Below are 15,006 nucleotides of genomic sequence, written 5' to 3' on the forward strand. Positions count from 1 at the left end.
GGCTTTTCGTGATCTCATTCCCTGGAGGCGGCAGGAAAACCGGCTCCCCGTCCCGGTCAGTGCCGAGGGCGGCCGAGACAGCGATACCCACCCGATGCTCTCGCTCCACCGCGAGGTGGACCGGCAGTTCGATGGCCTCTTCCGCGCCTTCGGCGTACCCGCATTGGCTGGATTGTACCGCGCTGCCGGCTGGCCGCATGTCGAGCTCGGCGAGACCGACAAGGAGATCCGCGCTACGGCCAAACTGCCGGGTCTCGACGAAAGGATGTGGATATTACCGTTGAAGGCGGTGCGCTCACGCTCCGGGGAGAGAGGCGGTACAAAGTTGAAAACAAGGACTTTGGTTATCCCGAGCGCAGCGATAGCTGCTTTGAACGCCGTATCCGGCTGCCCGAGGACATCGACCGTGACAACGCTAACGCAGCTTTCAAGAACGGCGGGTTGACGGTTACTCTGCCCAAGATGGAGGCGGCAAACGAAAATGTCCGCCCAAATCCGGTCAATGGCAAGGCCGCCTGACGGCCTGGCTCAGAACTTCGGTTCCTGTCTTGCCAATTATAATTGTGGGGGCAGCCTCTGCCTTATCGGGTCCTACAGATCAAAGTCAGCAACTGAGCCGCATCAGCCGTCGATGATATCCTTGGCAAGTCCCGTCACTTTCCGACGACCGGATCATGTGGCTCGGCGTCATCGGACGGTAGGAAGCGCTGCGCGGCAATCTGCCGCGCATTCGCGGCACATGTCAGCGCAAAGTTTGCAATGCGCATGCTCATATCGACCGCATTGGGCCGCGCACAGATCACAAATGCGGGCGCAACTGTCTAGCATCACTCCGACAACTTCGATATTGAAGCCCGAGCGCCGCACGGCGATCCGACCCATCGCTGTACAGACGTCCGCGCAATCAAGGCATGACCGGATGCACTGCGTCATCTCCATTTTCTCTGCCATGCAAGCGTCTGCGCATGAGGTACACATTTCAGCGCAGAACATCGCGTGGCGTGCCGCGGTGGCCAAAAGCGGATTAAAATCCTGCCCTACGTCTGGATGGAGCGATATCATCTTATGGATGGACATCAGCCATTCGCCTGCTTGCGTCGGGTCTCCCAACCTTTTTTCGCTGCTTGCGATCGCTTCGCATGACTTTGATCTGATCCGCCAATGCGGCCGCCTTTTCTGGATGAATCGTGGTTTTCTGCCTTGCCACGTCCTGATCCGGATTTCTTGCCGCCACCGGTTTCCTTGTTGACTGTTGCCCACGCACGGCGCTCGGCTTCCTCATGGCTTACGCCCCGATCTTCATAGCCTTCTTCGATGTGCTCCGCTTTGCGCTTTTGCTTGTCCGTATAGCTCGACTTGTCTCCACGTGGCATGTTGGCTCTCCTTCCATTTTGTTTTTCCCAACACGGCAACAGGGGTTCGTGTCCGGCTGTGATCGCAAGAAACTTTCCCACTTAAGTTAGGAAGAGCGAGAATTTGCTTTCTGATCAAATGCATGGCTCGAGACGCCTTCAATTGGCGATAGCTTTAAATTGATCCATGTAATGGAAGGCTGGGTGACCAGGAGTCATTCCATGGCGAGATGAGGAGAGACGACGATGCACCATCAGGACGATGCGGCCTATTTTCGCCGGCGTGAGATTCAGGAGCTTGCCACTGCCGAGAAAATTGCAAATCCTCTCGCCAAGCGGCTGCATTGGGAGATGGCGCAGCAATATGCGATGCGTGCGCGTTGGTCGGAGGACACGCCGGGTGCTCGGGGGCATTATTACAAAAAGAATAGGAACTGATTAGCCGATTAATTGGACGAGAGTTTCCTACCGTAATATTAGGACATGGATACCCATTTCGACGTCAATTTCGGGACACTCGATCATATCTGGGCTTTTGATCGCAGGATGGGCCGGTATGCACAGTAGCGTTATTGTTGACCACTATCTTGTCTTCAGGCAACGCCTCTGTTTGTCAGACATAGCCCCCAAAAAATGAATAATACAAGAACGCCAAATTCCCGCCATCGGCAGGATGCTTCATTGCCAATTGCGTGGTGACGGAGATATGTCATCCAACGAACATAGTTGAGAAGTTTAATTTGTGTTTAAAACGGTCAATTGGTAATATGGCGAAACGATCATTACGCCTGCTTTTATTGCATTTCAGTATGTATTCTCAGTTGTGCCGGGAGGGTGATAATTTGTGAATTTTGATATGGTTTGGTGCCATAACTTTATTCACCACATTACCATGCGCTTTGGTACCATGGCTTTTCCACAAAACCGCATCATCAGCGCCTCAGGGGCTTTTTCATCACGCTACCCGCGGATCCGATGAAGATGAGATGTCCCGCTTGGCCATCGCATCGATGACAGCTCGCAGAAAGGAAGAAGGGTTTTCGATCTCCTCCCTGGAGGCTGCCTCCCAATTGTCGATCAGTTCCTTGTCGGTCATCAGCCCGACATCGTCCTCATGCCTTTTTCTTACCGTGTGCGTCATGCTCCAATCCTTAGCCTTCGCCAGGCTGTCGGCCATCGTCCATGATAGCACCGCCATCCTGTTCCTCTTCGAGCAGGATGGCGGAATCGGCATTAGCCGAAAGGCGAACCTGATCGTCTTCCACCGCAGCAACCAGACCGGTCGAGATGAAGTGATGATGGTCACCATGAGAACCGCTATCGGCCTTCACCATTTTGATCCTGTCACCTTCAAGCCGGTCCACGGTCCCGATGTGGACGCCATCCGCTCCGATTATTTCCATATGTTCAACAATAGCGGTCAGGTCTGCCATGATCGTCTCCTGCATTCTTTTGTGATGTCCAAAGCGTTCCTGCCGGAGGTGGTCAACCACCGCTGCGCGTTCGCTTAAACCCTCGGTAAGCAACCTGATAACGACGCGACTGTTCCGATAAAATCGGTTCAGCTCCCGCCCGCCTAACTTGTGTTGGTTGGATTCCCCCTCTCATTCTGTTCGAGCATCCAGATGGGGGGAGCCTTATGTACGACGTCCACCAAACGGCTCATCCTTCTAGCGCAGCTCAAGCACGCATTGGGCAAACATGCGCTGGAAGAGGAGAATGCAATTTACCCCGCTATGCGCCAGCATGGTCTTCTGGCGGAATCCTACACGCTCCATGCCGAGCATGGTTATGTGAAGCAATATCTTTATAAACTCACAGACCTTGTGAAGGATAACGACGCTTTCCAGCTTAAATTGGCAAATTTTCGCCGCGACATCGAAACTCATATGCGCGACGAAGAGCATGATCTCTTTCCTCGGCTTAAGTTGGCCTTGGAAAAGGCAGATGGCGATTATCTTGCGCGCCGGATGAATCAGGAAGGGCTCAAGCTGGCCTGACCCGGGCGCAACCCCTCTCAATGGTGCAATACCTGCTATCCCTGCACAGGGAAGGGCGAAATTCGAGTACGTGGCGATGACGCAGTGGATTACCGAGCTTGTTGGACAGCTTGGTTATTGGGCGATCGCTCTTTTGATGATGCTGGAGAATATTTTCCCGCCGATACCGTCCGAGGTTATCATGCCGCTTGCGGGATATTCGGCGGCTGACGGCGAACTCAATATCATTTTCGTCATCCTCTCCGGCACGGTCGGCACAACCGCGGGCGCTTTCTTTTGGTGGTGGGTGGCCAAGCTCGAGGGGATCGCGACGCAAGCGACAAGATCCACGGCGCGAAGTAAGCCGGTGCATCAAGCGTCATGCAATTCAGCGGCTGCGCACAGAGGTCGAGCTGGGCGTAAGTGTCATCTGGCCGGAAGAAGTTCAATGTAAACGGCGGCGATCGCGTGGAAAGGCGCGGAAAACGTGCGATCGGCCCTTTTCTCCGCATCCAATTTCTCAGTGAAGCAGATCGGTGATGCGCTGCTTCATGGCCTCCATCGAAAAAGGCTTGGTGAGGACGTGCATACCGGGATCAAGATGCCCGTGGCTCAATACCGCATTTTCCGCATAACCGGTGATGAAGAGAATCTTGAGATCTGGCCTGTTCACACGGGCTGCATCTGCCACCTGCCTGCCGTTCATTCCACCAGGCAAGCCGACATCAGTGATAAGCAGGTCCACTCGTGCATCGCTCTCAAGAATTTTTAGCCCTGCCGCGCCGTCTATCGCTTCGAGCGCACCATAGCCAAGCCCTTCTAGAATCTCTACGACCAGCATCCGCACAGTGGGCTCGTCATCAATCACCAGAACGGTTTCGCCTTCGCGTGCTTGAGGCGCCAGCGCCGGCTCGGCTTCCGGTGTTGCGGGAGTGCCCGCTTCCCCCAGATGGCGTGGAAGATAGAGACATATCGTTGAGCCGCGACCGAGCTCCGAATAGATCCGGGTCTGCCCACCGGACTGACGTGTGAATCCATAGATCATAGAGAGGCCGAGCCCCGTTCCCATCCCTATGGGTTTGGTCGTAAAGAATGGATCAAATGCCTTGGAGATTGTCTCCTTGCTCATCCCTGTGCCGGTATCCGAAACACACAGGGAGACATATTGCCCTGGTTCCATGTCTCGCTCAACAGCAGTCCGGCGATCCAGCCATCGGTTTCCTGTCTCGATCGTTATCTTGCCGCCATCGGGCATTGCGTCTCGCGCATTGATACACAGATTGAGAAGAGCGTTTTCCAGCTGGCTCGGATCCACAAGGACTGGCCAAAGCCCTACCCCGTTGACCGCCTCCACCTCAATAGCCGGCCCCACAGTGCGCATGACGAGGTCGACCATGCCATTCACGAGGTCGACAACGCAGGTTGGTTTTGGAGCAAGAGTCTGACGACGGGAAAAAGCCAACAGCCTGTGTGTCAGCGCTGCCGCGCGCCGCGCGGCACCTTGCGCAGCGTGTACATAGCGGTCCACATCCTCATGCCGACCCTGCGCCCGACGAATCTGGATCATCTCAAGCCCACCAGTGATCCCGGTGAGCAGGTTGTTGAAGTCATGCGCCAGTCCACCGGTCAACTGCCCAACAGCCTCCATTTTCTGCGATTGGCGCAGCGCTTCTTCGGCGGCTATCAGGTCTCGCGTTCTCTCCTCGACCTGTTGCTCCAGAGAGGCCGCCAGCTCGCGAAGTTCGATTTCCGCCCGTCGCCGTTCGGTAGCAACTCGGGTTCGTTCCGCAACTTCACGGACGAAAGCGATCTCGTCGTCGAGCCAGTCGCGTGCGGTGGCATGATTGAGATAGAGCAACGCGACAAGGCCGCCCTGTTCAGTGAGCGGCATATTGACCACAGCCTGCGCGCTTATGGCCTTGAGCGCATCGGCTCCCTCCACCGACCGCGGATCAAGGTCGGCATCGGCAATAATGACGTCTTTCCCGCGCTTGAGATCCTCGATGTAGGATCCATAATCCCGAAACTGCAGCACCCCGGCCAAGGACGATATCCCTTCGGCATTCCAGTCGCGCTCGATCGTGATCGTCTCAAGAGCCGGATCAATGACGCCATAGCCCGCCCTGCTGACCTCCAGCGCCTCGCCCAATATCCGGGATGCAGCAAAGGAGATGTCTGCAGGGTCCTGCACGTCGCGCACGACATTGCTGAGTTCGACCAGCGCATTGCGCATCCGCTCGGCGCGCCTCAGCTCCGTAACGTCCGAAGATATGCCTGCAAGCCGAACAGGTTTGCCGTCGGCATTGAGAAACGGCTGACCGCGAGAGGTCAACCACCGGATTTCCCCCCCCGGCGTGACGATCCGGTAGGTCACATCGAAGTCCACACCCGTACGCCGTGTCAGGTCGATCGCATCGATGTTAGCCGCACGATCGGCGGGATGAATAGCCGCCAGGCGGTCATCATATGTAAACGGCTTTTCCGTATCTACGCCAAACAGTGCCCGGCACGCCGGAGAGGAGGCGAGCTCTCCGGTCTCGAAATTGATACTCCATGTCCCGAACTTTCCGGCGCGAAGGGCGAAATCGAGCTCGCGCTCCTGCTCGTTCTGGCGTTGGAGCCGGCTGGTAATTTCGGCCATGAGGACGGCGTTCGAATTTTCGAGTCCCTCAAGACGTTCGCGCTCCAGCGTCACATCGACCTGGCTGGCGAAGAAATATGCGAGCTTTCCCGCCCCGTCGAATACGGGGGCAAGGAGGAGCCGGTTCCAGAATGGCTCCCCGCACTTGCGATAATTGCGAATGTCGATCTCGATCGGGCGCACCGCCTCCACCGCATCATGAATCGCCTGGACATCCGTCGGATCCGTTTCGGACCCCTGCAGAAATCGGCAGTTGCGACCCAGTATCTCGTCGCGCTCGTAACCCGTCAGCCGACAGAAGGAGTCATTCGCAAACACCACCGGATTATCGTGCAAACGTGGATTGGTTATGATCATCGGCATGCGCGTGGCGCGCACCGCAGCTACGAAGGGATCCGTCCCTGCGTCGAGGCCTAAAACTTCCGCTTCAATCCTTTGAGCATCGGCGGTGCCGTTTCCGCTCGTCACTGTTTCGCTCATTCCTATGCCGATCCCGCCTACGCTTTTCCCCTTTGTTAGAACCGAGGCACGTAGAGTGCGGTTCCATCTCCCTGGCACGGGAAAGCTGGAAGGCGTTACAGATCGAGGCGCGCTCGAAATCGCTGAAGGCAGCGACTTTGGCTTTTTTCCATCGAGATGGATTGGGGTGGAGTGGCCATTTTGGTCAAAGGCGCTGGCAGGCTGGTACGCTGGTCAATAGCTGGGTGGGCGTAGCGCCCCGAGAGGCTACCAAAAAAGGGGATGCGAAGAGCGCCAGCTGTCTGGGCCAGTGGGTTGAATCCGACATTTGGTGCCCGTGCATAATTTCGTCCAGATCGACCTTCCAGATGCAAGGGCGGGGGGCCTCGTTATTCTCCTTGATAAAGAGGTTGATGGCGGCCTGCAGATCGACGACGGAATGAAATATGCCGTCTTTTCGACCGCGACCTGTGAGCTTAGCGAAAAGCGGTCGACGGCATTGAGCCATGGGCACGTCGTCGAGACGAAATGGAAGGTACAACGCGGATGCCTGGTCCAATAGGCGCGACGATCGCCAAGCATATCTGTTCAGTTCGACGCTCCGGTTGCAGCCCAGTTCCCAGGGCAAAAAATCTGCCGGTCGCCGCCGTGGGCGATCCCTCGCGTTCGGCCTGCCGGCGCTCAGTGCAGCATAGTTTGAAGCATGCGCTCAAGTTCGGTCGGAAGCAGCGGTTTAAGGATCAAAGGGGCAGTGGGATGTTTGCGCATTAACGCGAAGTCCGGGGCGCCTGAACAAAAGACATAGGGGATGCCGTACAGATCAAGATCACCTGCCAAAAGGCCGACGTCGCCATCTTTCAACCGAATATCCAGCACAGCAGCGGACGGCATATCTTCAGCCACGGCAGCGATACCGTCGGCGAGCGTTTGGTAAGGCCCGTCTACCGCATAGTTGGCGTCCTCCAATATGTTAGCGATGACGGCGGCGACGGCAGGGTCGTCCTCGACCAGCAGGATGCGGTTACTCATCTTTTAGGCCAATCCGAAATGAGCACGATATCGCTCGAAACAACGCTCCCCGCAGCGCAGGCGGATCAGCGCTCCTTCCGCCATGGCGGTTGCACGGCGGGGATCTTCCGCGACCAGTGGGTAGATTGCCTCATCATTCCATTCACGGCTGTGCTTGATATCGAGTACGGCATGGAGATCGAAATAGCGTCGTTCGGACCCAGACAGGCCGACGCGCTTCAACCCCCTGGCAGTATACGCGGACCGATCGGGCGCGGTAAGCTCGATCACTCCCAGGGCGCCGACGCTGTGCCAAGCATAGCAACGTAAGGAGGCCATGGCCGTCATGGCATTGGCGAGCGCCAGACTTTCCCAGGCAGTATTTTCGATACGCGTATCGAGGTCGAGAGTATCGACCAGCTGGCCCAGCATCGGCCCATGCATGCCCTTCGCGTTACCCCGGCCCATCTCGTCCCAGTAATTGCGCGCCAGTTCGAGCTTGGCGCGCGCCGGCAGCTTGACTTGCGTCATTGCGACCAGATCGTCGAAACCTGCTTCGCCCGCAGCTTCCTGCGACAGGAACCATCGAAGCTCATCTCGGTCCGCCTGTTCAGCGAGCCACGGGAAAAGACGGTCATGCTGTCCAGGCCCACTCGCCTTGAGATTCTCGAACCAGGCGATGAAGCGATCAGGGTCCGTTGGCGCCTCGCGCGCCTCAACCATGACTTCCCGCCGCAACTCCTCAAGAAATCCCATCTCCAGACGAAGCATATGGCGATCATTGTCGAAGCGACTAGCTGACATGTCCTCTGGAAAAGTGGGCGATAGCCGTTCGCGATTCCAGCGGCTCAGCACCTCCTGAAATTCCTGTTGCAGAAATTGAGATCCGTCAGCTTTGAGCTGCGTAGCCACATCCAGTCCTTTCATATGATATGGCGGAATAATCCTGGAGGGCTGACTCTCGTTCCTGAAAATCATATTGATCAGGATCAATGAAACCAGGCGCAGTGCTAAGCCTGGTCAATCTAAAAATGTGAAACCGATCATTTCCACGGCTGCTTCGCAGATCGCCTCAGCGTCCGCTGCATCGTTCTTTCCGCGTTTGACGTACGGCTTCACATACTAAGCGGGCATCAGCTTGACATCATGACCCAGAGCGATGAGCTGACGCGCCCAGAAATGTGATGAGGCCCAGGCTTCGATTCCGATCAAGCAAGACGGCAATTTCGCGAAGAACTTCAGCAAACGATCGCGCGTCAATCGCTGGCGCAATACCGCTGCACCATTGGCATGCATCCACACCGTGCACCTGGAACATGTTCTTCGCCAGGTCTAAACCAATCGTCGTGACCGTTCCCATTGGAGCTCTCCTTCCGACTCATACGCAGGTCAGACTGCGGGAGGGTTGGAGAGCCGTCCACGTCATCATTATGAGACGCTCAGAGTCGGGATACGGGTCACCAGATGCAAACCTTTCGCTTTGTCGGCAAACTGGCGACCGATTTTCGTCGTTCTGCAAAGAGAGCCGCGCTAGCCGTATCTGCAAAACGCGGTCTTAACACCGGACTATAAGCACGGCGGCACAGCTTGCCCGCGATCGTTTATGGCAACGACCATTTGGTCGGAAAGCCAAAGACCCAGCCACCGTCCAACAAGCATCATTCCTGCCTCTTCCCCGAGCGACAAAGCGACGTCGCGGCACAGTGCGCCGAATGTCATGCCACGACGCAATTTGAGCAGCGCCTGCAATTCGCCGTCGTCGATAGTCCGGATGCGGCACTGCTCGCCCTGACGCCACAAAATGACCATATCGGGCAAATCCAGATATTGCGGCGCGGGTGGTTCTTTCTCATCAACCAGAGCCGACCATATGACAAAACCATTGGTTTGAAGGTGCATAAGTTCGATCGACGACGAAAACGTCAACACCGCGCGATCCCAGTCGACATTGCCCAAACCGTCCAGCCCAACGGCGGGACTATCGGCTGCGACGAACAGTTCTTCCAGTGCAAGCTCGATACCAGCGATTTCCGCTATCTCAGGATCGTCAGCGTGAAGCCGTGCAAGTGTCGTCGGAAAATCGCGTCCATATGCGTCCAATGTCCAACTGCTCGGCGGGACGCTGTCGATATGATGCACGGCGGCATGAAGAAACAAATCCTCACCGATCCACGCACGGGTGCGCGGAAAGCTGAGTTCCAGACAGGTGACAAGCTGGGTGCGGTAATTATTCTGATAGACGGCAAGGCCTGGCCCCGCCGCCGCACCGATGCGATCGGCGGCAGCCATGTCTTCCCGTAGCAGCCAGTCTCGCATGTCGCGCTGAAGCGCCAGCAGGCTCATGCCGCTTCCTCCATCTTCCCGGCGGAAATCCCGCGCGCGGTGGAAAGCTCCACCAGCAGGTCGGCCAGCGGCGGGATGGCATCGTCGCGTTCGATCATCGTCGCGACCGGCCCAAGTTTTGTCAGGACATGCGCATAGAGCTGCCACACGGACGGCGGCACCGCCTGGTCGTGCGTGTCGATCAGCAGGTGGTCGCCATGGCTGTGCCCGGCGAGATGAATCTGGCGCACGTGGTCATGCGGCACGCCGTCGAGGTAGGCGACAGGATCGAAGTCGTGATTGCTAGCGCTGACGAACACATTGTTGATATCGAGCAGCAGTCCGCAGCCGGTTCGCGCGCACAGGGCGTCGATGAACTGCCATTCGGTCATGTCTGCCGGAGCGAAATCAATATAGGTCGACGGGTTCTCTATCAGCATCGCACGGCCCAGCGCATCCTGCGCCTGGTCGATATTGGAGCTTACGATATCGAGCGCCTCCTCCGTGTAGGGCAATGGCAACAGATCGTGCGAGTTGAAGCCTTCGATCCGCGACCAGCTCAGGTGATCCGACACGAACAGCGGATCGACGTCATCCACCAGCGCGCGAAGCCGGTTGAGATAGGCCCGATCAAGACCGTCGGCCGAGCCGATGGACATGGATACGCCGTGCAGGGCGACGGGGTAGCGGGCGCGAACATCGCGCAGAATATGTCGCGGCCGACCGCCGTCGATCATGAAATTCTCCGAGATCACCTCAAGAAAATCGACCGCGATGCGATGGTCCAGAAAGTCGGCATAATGCTGTTTGCGCAGGCCAAGTCCGAAACCGGAGAAGGAGGGGATCATGGGTAAACTTCCTGCTGATAAAGGCTGCCCGGCGCGCCTGTGCACGCCGGGCATTGAAACGTCATTTCGGCTCGGTCAGGCTGCCCCCGGCGGCCTTGCACGCCTTGACGGTCATGGCCTTGAAACCATGCCCCTTGCAGACATTCTGCCCCTTGCATTCGTTGCTGGCGGTCTTGCAGTCCGACGTGCCCTTGCAGCTGTTGATGCCGTAGCAGTGAACGACTTTCGTATCCCCGCTGTCTTGCGCCACGGCCGGTGCCGCTGCTGCTGAAACGATCGCGATGGCGGCGGCCGAAGCAGCCATGCCGATACCGCTGTTATGGGTGAGCATGATGATTTCTCCGAAATAATGTTGAGCCAATCTGGCCCCTGTCTTTCGGCCTGCAGCGGCCCCCGGTTACAGAGGCGCCAGAAATTTACCGAACCGATGGCAACATGCTGCGCAATGGCGCGGCTTCTGCTTCACCAGCGCAGCAGCCGCGGCCCGACCAGCATGCCGAGCAAGGTCGCGAGCAATATTCCCAGCGAATACCAGGTCAGGACGAAAATCGCCGACACTTCGGGGCAGTGGATACAGTAGACTGTTGCCGCGAAGGCCCCCGCTGACAGGCCAGCGGCCGCTCCGGCCGCGCGCAACCGGGTCGGGGCGAGCCTGCGGAAGGACCATAGCAAACCGGCGAAGATCGGGGCTGACAGCGACAGGACCAGCCAGGGGCAACTCTTCCAGCTATGGCCGAGCCACATTGCCAGCCATTGCGACGAGGGCGTGCGCGCCAGTTCGAGCAGGCCGACCGCCGCAAGAAGCAGGACGGGTATCGCAAGCGCCCACAATCCGCGCAATCGACCGCTGTCGGGGCGCGCGAGTTGGGCCGTCGTCACCAGTGCGGCGATCGACAGGGAGAAAGTATATCCCCATTTCATCCAGAAGGACGCACCCTGCATGGCCGTGCCCAGATCCGGGCGGATGCCGATCGAAGCCAGAATGAGAAGCGCTGATGCGATCCCGCCAACGATGATACCGATGGCCAGCCGCCGCGCGACGCTGTTTCGGGCCACCGGGCGAGTATCGCTGGCAAGATGCCGGATCAGATCGTCCGTGTTCATCGCATTGCCCCCTGCACCCGCACCATCAGCGCCTTCAGCCCGCGATGCACCGAAATCTTCACGTCGGATTCGCCTATGCCCTCCGCACTTGCCGCTTCGGCGACGCTCAATCCCTCCAGCCGGGTTGCGCGGATCATCCGCGCCTGCTTGGGCGGCAATTGCTCCAGCAGATCGTCTATGTCGAGCTTCGCCATGCTGTTTGCCTCGAATTCTTCGGAGACCAGCAAGTCTTCTAGATCGTCGATCGGCCGCAACCTGCCGACACGGCGGAAATGGTCGATCATCTTGTAACGAGCGACTGCATAGAGCCAGGCGGTGAAGGCACGGCCGCGATCATAGGTCGCGCGGCGGGTGTGAACGGCAATAAGGGTGTCCTGCACCATATCCTCGACATCGTCGTCGGCGCCGCGAACAAGGCGCCGATAGAAACCCCGCAGCAGCGGAACAAGCAGGCGCAGCAATGCCGCATGGGCGGCGGGATCACCGTCCAGCCCATCAATCATCAATGCGCGCAGATGCTCCTCTGTGGTCTGCATTCAATCTCCTCGCCCACATGTTCGGGCCGAACCGGCCATCAGTTACAGCATCGACGAAAATTTCTGCGCCGTTCGATTGTAACCGCAGGTTGTTCTTCCCCGAACCCGCCTATGTGACACGGGCTTCCCGCCTTCCCCCCGGTCACCGCGCGCAGAGGCGACGGATCGAAGAGGATATCATCATGCGTACCACTCATGCGGCGATCGCCGCCAGCATCGCCATCGCTTCGGCGACCGCGTTCGCCGCGTCCTCCGCCCATGCCGAGACGAAGCCGAAGATGGAAAAATGCTACGGCGTCTCGCTCGCCGGCAAGAATGACTGCGCGGCCGGCCCCGGCACCAGCTGCGCGGGTACGTCGAAGGTCGACTATCAAGGCAATGCCTGGAAACTGGTGAAGGCCGGCACCTGTACATCGATCAAGACGCCCAAGGGCAACGGCGCGCTTTCCCCCAAGGCCTGACAATGGCGGCCGGGGCGCCATTCCGTCCCGGCCATCCCTCCTGGAGACGAACGATGAGTCTGTCCCTGAAAATGCGCGATGTCTTCGTTCGGCGGATCGAGGCACTGCTGCCTGATGCACTGCTGCTGCTGGTCGCCCGCTTGGGTATTGCGGCCATATTCTTCCTGTCGGGGCGAACGAAGGTGGAGGGCATCATCACCATCACTGACAGCACATATGAGCTGTTCCGCACCGAATATGCCCTGCCGATCGTCCCCCCCGACCTTCCTGCAACAGTGGCGACCTGGGCGGAGCATCTCTTCCCGATATTGCTGTTGCTGGGCCTGTTCACACGGCTTTCGGCGCTCGCCCTGCTGGGCATGGCCCTGGTTATCCAGACATTTGTCTATCCCGAAGCATGGCCGACCCATCTCAGCTGGGCCGCGATCCTGCTTCCCCTTGTCGCCCGTGGCGGCGGCATCTTCTCCATGGATGCGCTCATTTTTCCCCGATCAAGGATGTGAGGCCTAGCTAGCGCCAGGAATTTTGCCTTGCCGCGACCGATATTCCCCCGCGCCGCGTTTACGGGAGGCCGGCTTCGCAGGGCGGACTGCGAACGCCAGATGATATGAAAAGCTGTCGTTGGGCCAAGCCAGTTGGGACGGCGGAATGATCCCACGGCCGGGTGGTCGGATGCATCACAACCGACCCTAGTCGGACGCTCAGCGAGCAAATTTCGCTTCCCAATTGCAGACCGTCCGATATTCCTACGGCTCCCGGCCAGATTACGCCGATCGAGCGGCCAGCGGTAGGTTCTGCCAGAAGCTGCCGCTGGGGTTCGGGGAAGCGCAATCAGCAACAATCGCGATTGTTGCCTTAAGGCTTGCGGGAAGTGGGGAGCTTGCACCAAATATGCGGCGCAATGGAAAACCCTTACGAAACCGCCAAAGCGTTCGCACTTGATTTCGGGCGGACGGAATATGCGCTCAAGCGCTCCGACTACCTTCGAAAGAACAAGGACGTCGCCGAAGCGGACTGGGACTCATTCGCCGGCGATCTCGGCACGGATTTTTTCGCGCATATTGTCAAGAAGGAGATCGCCAAGACACTCATTGGCGATCCACCGCGTCGACTGATGGCAGACATGACTTGGTCACCAGAGAAAACCGCGCCGCTCACCAACGTGCACGAGTTGATAATTCAAGGCGTATGTCGCGTGCGGAATAGCTTTCTTCACGGAGAAAAATTCACAGGCGGACCAGAGGGGCAGTGGGATCGCGACCTTACGCTGGTCAAAGAGGCGCACGCCGTGCTGACGGAAGCAATGGCCTTCGGGCACCTCACGCACGATTGAGTAAGGGTTACGGCGAATGCGCTTCACAAAATCCGAAGGGCTGACAGAGTCCGAAGCGCTTCTTGCCTCGCTATGCGAGCAATCGTTCTTTGCGCTGTGGACATATTCGCCACGACCTTGGTTATTTCGTCGAAGGCAAGATGCAGGAGCAGCTGTTGGACGTCGAGGAGTATCCAGGTTCGTCTTGATGACAGGGTAATGCCCCGATCCGGTGGCCAGTAGCATGGACCTACGCGCGAACCTGTTCTAATCTTGTTCCCATGGCGAGCGCTTCTGCCCCGACCGATTCCGACGATGATTCTCACGGCATCCTGCCGTCCCAGTTCCTGCGGGAGAGGCGGCCGGAAATCTATTCCGACTCCGCTGGTCGGACGGACTATGAGCTCGACAGGGCGGTCTTCGATTATCACCTTGAGACGCTGACCCGGCGTAACCAGACTCACGATTTCGAGATCTTTTGCCGAAAACTCTGCGAACGCGCGATCTGTCCCAACCTTAGAGCGCAAACCGGTCCAGATGGCGGCGGTGACAGCAAGGCCGATGGCGAGAGCTTTCCCGTTGCCGACGAACTCAGCGATATCTTCTTTGAGGGCGAAGCCAATTCGGGCCGCGAACGCTGGGGCTTTGCATTCAGCGCCAAGGGAGAATGGAAGCGAAAGATCCGCGAGGATGTTGACGGGCTCATAAAGACCGGCCGCAGCTACGACCGCATCGTTTGCGTGACGAGCCAGTATATCAAATCGAAGGAGCGCGCAGCGCTTGAAGACGAGCTTTCACAAAATACCGGCGTTCCGATCACAATCCATGACCGGACCTGGGTTATCGCCCAGGTTCTCGACCATGGGCGCAAGGATCTTGCCTACAACTATCTCGGGGTTGGGAAGGAGGTCATCGACTGTCCGGCGTCAGCACCCATGGCACAGATTATGGGTTGAGATTTAAGGAGGGTTTGGGCTTCGTCGT

The 15,006-nt window shown here is 57.9% G+C and carries 19 protein-coding genes and 2 pseudogenes; 8 read left to right on the top strand and 13 right to left on the bottom strand.

The annotated features are described in order from the left end of the window. Positions 1 to 267 precede the first annotated feature (267 nt). On the top strand, positions 268 to 519 hold the full coding sequence (locus tag U0025_RS17665) for an Hsp20/alpha crystallin family protein (RefSeq protein WP_306452540.1): 252 nt from the start codon (positions 268 to 270) through the stop codon (positions 517 to 519). A gap of 557 nt (positions 520 to 1,076) precedes the next feature. On the opposite strand, the gene U0025_RS17670 is transcribed toward U0025_RS17665, so the two are convergent. After that, the gene (locus U0025_RS17670; RefSeq protein WP_072895214.1) at positions 1,077 to 1,373 is read right to left on the bottom strand and encodes a plasmid stabilization protein; all 297 of its coding nucleotides are present in this window, start codon (positions 1,371 to 1,373) and stop codon (positions 1,077 to 1,079) included. 225 nt (positions 1,374 to 1,598) lie between these two features. Here U0025_RS17670 and U0025_RS17675 point away from each other — a divergent pair, with 225 nt between their 5' ends. Continuing rightward, positions 1,599 to 1,790, top strand: a complete 192-nt coding sequence (locus tag U0025_RS17675) for a hypothetical protein (protein ID WP_004208789.1) — start codon at positions 1,599 to 1,601, stop codon at positions 1,788 to 1,790. 517 nt (positions 1,791 to 2,307) lie between these two features. Here the strand turns inward: U0025_RS17675 and U0025_RS17680 are convergent. Further along, positions 2,308 to 2,529: a hypothetical protein gene (locus U0025_RS17680; RefSeq protein ID WP_235654594.1), complete on the bottom strand. Its 222-nt coding sequence runs from the start codon at positions 2,527 to 2,529 to the stop codon at positions 2,308 to 2,310. Continuing rightward, positions 2,504 to 2,785, bottom strand: a complete 282-nt coding sequence (locus U0025_RS17685; protein ID WP_004208791.1) for a DUF2171 domain-containing protein — start codon at positions 2,783 to 2,785, stop codon at positions 2,504 to 2,506. Before U0025_RS17685 ends, U0025_RS17680 begins: the two co-directional genes overlap by 26 nt. A 192-nt stretch (positions 2,786 to 2,977) precedes the next feature. Here U0025_RS17685 and U0025_RS17690 point away from each other — a divergent pair, with 192 nt between their 5' ends. Both U0025_RS17690 and U0025_RS17695 read left to right on the top strand, forming a co-directional pair. After that, the gene (locus U0025_RS17690) at positions 2,978 to 3,352 is read left to right on the top strand and encodes a hemerythrin domain-containing protein (protein ID WP_004208792.1); all 375 of its coding nucleotides are present in this window, start codon (positions 2,978 to 2,980) and stop codon (positions 3,350 to 3,352) included. 70 nt (positions 3,353 to 3,422) lie between these two features. Beyond that, the gene (locus tag U0025_RS17695; RefSeq protein WP_218916887.1) at positions 3,423 to 3,785 is read left to right on the top strand and encodes a DedA family protein; all 363 of its coding nucleotides are present in this window, start codon (positions 3,423 to 3,425) and stop codon (positions 3,783 to 3,785) included. Positions 3,786 to 3,851: 66 nt separating this feature from the next. Here the strand turns inward: U0025_RS17695 and U0025_RS17700 are convergent, their stop codons facing one another. From U0025_RS17700 to U0025_RS17740, 10 genes and pseudogenes are all read right to left on the bottom strand, one after another. Beyond that, positions 3,852 to 6,452: a GAF domain-containing hybrid sensor histidine kinase/response regulator gene (locus U0025_RS17700; RefSeq protein WP_004208793.1), complete on the bottom strand. Its 2,601-nt coding sequence runs from the start codon at positions 6,450 to 6,452 to the stop codon at positions 3,852 to 3,854. Between the two features lie 295 nt (positions 6,453 to 6,747). Next, positions 6,748 to 6,998, bottom strand: a pseudogene (locus U0025_RS26125) (IS630 family transposase); the annotation flags it as partial. Positions 6,999 to 7,112: 114 nt separating this feature from the next. Then, on the bottom strand, positions 7,113 to 7,460 hold the full coding sequence (locus U0025_RS17705) for a response regulator (protein ID WP_004208794.1): 348 nt from the start codon (positions 7,458 to 7,460) through the stop codon (positions 7,113 to 7,115). Positions 7,461 to 7,463: 3 nt separating this feature from the next. Then, positions 7,464 to 8,366: an iron-containing redox enzyme family protein gene (locus tag U0025_RS17710; RefSeq protein WP_048938974.1), complete on the bottom strand. Its 903-nt coding sequence runs from the start codon at positions 8,364 to 8,366 to the stop codon at positions 7,464 to 7,466. Between the two features lie 129 nt (positions 8,367 to 8,495). Further along, positions 8,496 to 8,799, bottom strand: a pseudogene (locus U0025_RS17715) (IS110 family transposase); the annotation flags it as partial. A 206-nt stretch (positions 8,800 to 9,005) separates the two neighbouring features. Next, a complete protein-coding gene (locus U0025_RS17720) occupies positions 9,006 to 9,782 on the bottom strand; it encodes an HvfC/BufC N-terminal domain-containing protein (protein ID WP_004208796.1) in 777 nt (258 codons plus the stop codon). Further along, positions 9,779 to 10,609, bottom strand: a complete 831-nt coding sequence (gene bufB / locus U0025_RS17725) for an MNIO family bufferin maturase (RefSeq protein ID WP_004208797.1) — start codon at positions 10,607 to 10,609, stop codon at positions 9,779 to 9,781. Before bufB ends, U0025_RS17720 begins: the two co-directional genes overlap by 4 nt. Before the next feature lie 61 nt (positions 10,610 to 10,670). Beyond that, positions 10,671 to 10,940, bottom strand: a complete 270-nt coding sequence (bufA2, locus tag U0025_RS17730) for a BufA2 family periplasmic bufferin-type metallophore (RefSeq protein WP_004208798.1) — start codon at positions 10,938 to 10,940, stop codon at positions 10,671 to 10,673. A 131-nt stretch (positions 10,941 to 11,071) separates the two neighbouring features. Then, positions 11,072 to 11,713: a DUF1109 domain-containing protein gene (locus U0025_RS17735; RefSeq protein ID WP_004208799.1), complete on the bottom strand. Its 642-nt coding sequence runs from the start codon at positions 11,711 to 11,713 to the stop codon at positions 11,072 to 11,074. Continuing rightward, positions 11,710 to 12,249 (bottom strand): sigma-70 family RNA polymerase sigma factor, encoded by a 540-nt coding sequence (locus U0025_RS17740; RefSeq protein ID WP_004208800.1) that lies wholly within the window; start codon positions 12,247 to 12,249, stop codon positions 11,710 to 11,712. The genes U0025_RS17735 and U0025_RS17740 overlap by 4 nt, the downstream gene beginning before the upstream one ends. 182 nt (positions 12,250 to 12,431) lie before the next feature. Between U0025_RS17740 and U0025_RS17745 the strand changes: the two genes are divergently transcribed. The 4 genes from U0025_RS17745 (at position 12,432) to U0025_RS17760 (ending at position 14,978) form a co-directional block, all read left to right on the top strand. Continuing rightward, positions 12,432 to 12,710 carry a BufA1 family periplasmic bufferin-type metallophore gene (locus tag U0025_RS17745; protein WP_004208801.1) on the top strand — a complete coding sequence of 93 codons (279 nt, stop codon included), beginning with the start codon at positions 12,432 to 12,434 and terminating at the stop codon, positions 12,708 to 12,710. Between the two features lie 53 nt (positions 12,711 to 12,763). Then, positions 12,764 to 13,213 (top strand): DoxX family protein, encoded by a 450-nt coding sequence (locus tag U0025_RS17750; RefSeq protein ID WP_004208802.1) that lies wholly within the window; start codon positions 12,764 to 12,766, stop codon positions 13,211 to 13,213. Between the two features lie 398 nt (positions 13,214 to 13,611). Beyond that, positions 13,612 to 14,043 (top strand): hypothetical protein, encoded by a 432-nt coding sequence (locus U0025_RS17755; RefSeq protein ID WP_004208803.1) that lies wholly within the window; start codon positions 13,612 to 13,614, stop codon positions 14,041 to 14,043. Positions 14,044 to 14,303: 260 nt separating this feature from the next. Further along, a complete protein-coding gene (locus U0025_RS17760; RefSeq protein ID WP_004208804.1) occupies positions 14,304 to 14,978 on the top strand; it encodes a hypothetical protein in 675 nt (224 codons plus the stop codon). Positions 14,979 to 15,006: the final 28 nt, after the last annotated feature.

Source organism: Sphingobium yanoikuyae (assembly GCF_034424525.1).
In the GTDB taxonomy this organism is placed as follows: Bacteria; Pseudomonadota; Alphaproteobacteria; order Sphingomonadales; family Sphingomonadaceae; genus Sphingobium; species Sphingobium yanoikuyae.

Excerpts from the sequence above, each read along its gene's own strand:
- U0025_RS17670 (WP_072895214.1), bottom strand. The coding sequence starts at position 1,373 with ATGCCACGTGGAGACAAGTCGAGCTATACGGACAAGCAAAAGCGCAAA.
- U0025_RS17675 (WP_004208789.1), top strand. The coding sequence starts at position 1,599 with ATGCACCATCAGGACGATGCGGCCTATTTTCGCCGGCGTGAGATTCAG.
- U0025_RS17680 (WP_235654594.1), bottom strand. The coding sequence starts at position 2,529 with ATGGCCGACAGCCTGGCGAAGGCTAAGGATTGGAGCATGACGCACACG.
- U0025_RS17685 (WP_004208791.1), bottom strand. The coding sequence starts at position 2,785 with ATGGCAGACCTGACCGCTATTGTTGAACATATGGAAATAATCGGAGCG.
- U0025_RS17690 (WP_004208792.1), top strand. The coding sequence starts at position 2,978 with ATGGGGGGAGCCTTATGTACGACGTCCACCAAACGGCTCATCCTTCTA.
- U0025_RS17700 (WP_004208793.1), bottom strand. The coding sequence starts at position 6,452 with ATGAGCGAAACAGTGACGAGCGGAAACGGCACCGCCGATGCTCAAAGG.
- U0025_RS17705 (WP_004208794.1), bottom strand. The coding sequence starts at position 7,460 with ATGAGTAACCGCATCCTGCTGGTCGAGGACGACCCTGCCGTCGCCGCC.
- U0025_RS17710 (WP_048938974.1), bottom strand. The coding sequence starts at position 8,366 with ATGAAAGGACTGGATGTGGCTACGCAGCTCAAAGCTGACGGATCTCAA.
- U0025_RS17720 (WP_004208796.1), bottom strand. The coding sequence starts at position 9,782 with ATGAGCCTGCTGGCGCTTCAGCGCGACATGCGAGACTGGCTGCTACGG.
- bufB (WP_004208797.1), bottom strand. The coding sequence starts at position 10,609 with ATGATCCCCTCCTTCTCCGGTTTCGGACTTGGCCTGCGCAAACAGCAT.
- bufA2 (WP_004208798.1), bottom strand. The coding sequence starts at position 10,940 with ATGCTCACCCATAACAGCGGTATCGGCATGGCTGCTTCGGCCGCCGCC.
- U0025_RS17735 (WP_004208799.1), bottom strand. The coding sequence starts at position 11,713 with ATGAACACGGACGATCTGATCCGGCATCTTGCCAGCGATACTCGCCCG.
- U0025_RS17740 (WP_004208800.1), bottom strand. The coding sequence starts at position 12,249 with ATGCAGACCACAGAGGAGCATCTGCGCGCATTGATGATTGATGGGCTG.
- U0025_RS17745 (WP_004208801.1), top strand. The coding sequence starts at position 12,432 with ATGCGTACCACTCATGCGGCGATCGCCGCCAGCATCGCCATCGCTTCG.
- U0025_RS17750 (WP_004208802.1), top strand. The coding sequence starts at position 12,764 with ATGAGTCTGTCCCTGAAAATGCGCGATGTCTTCGTTCGGCGGATCGAG.
- U0025_RS17755 (WP_004208803.1), top strand. The coding sequence starts at position 13,612 with ATGGAAAACCCTTACGAAACCGCCAAAGCGTTCGCACTTGATTTCGGG.
- U0025_RS17760 (WP_004208804.1), top strand. The coding sequence starts at position 14,304 with ATGGCGAGCGCTTCTGCCCCGACCGATTCCGACGATGATTCTCACGGC.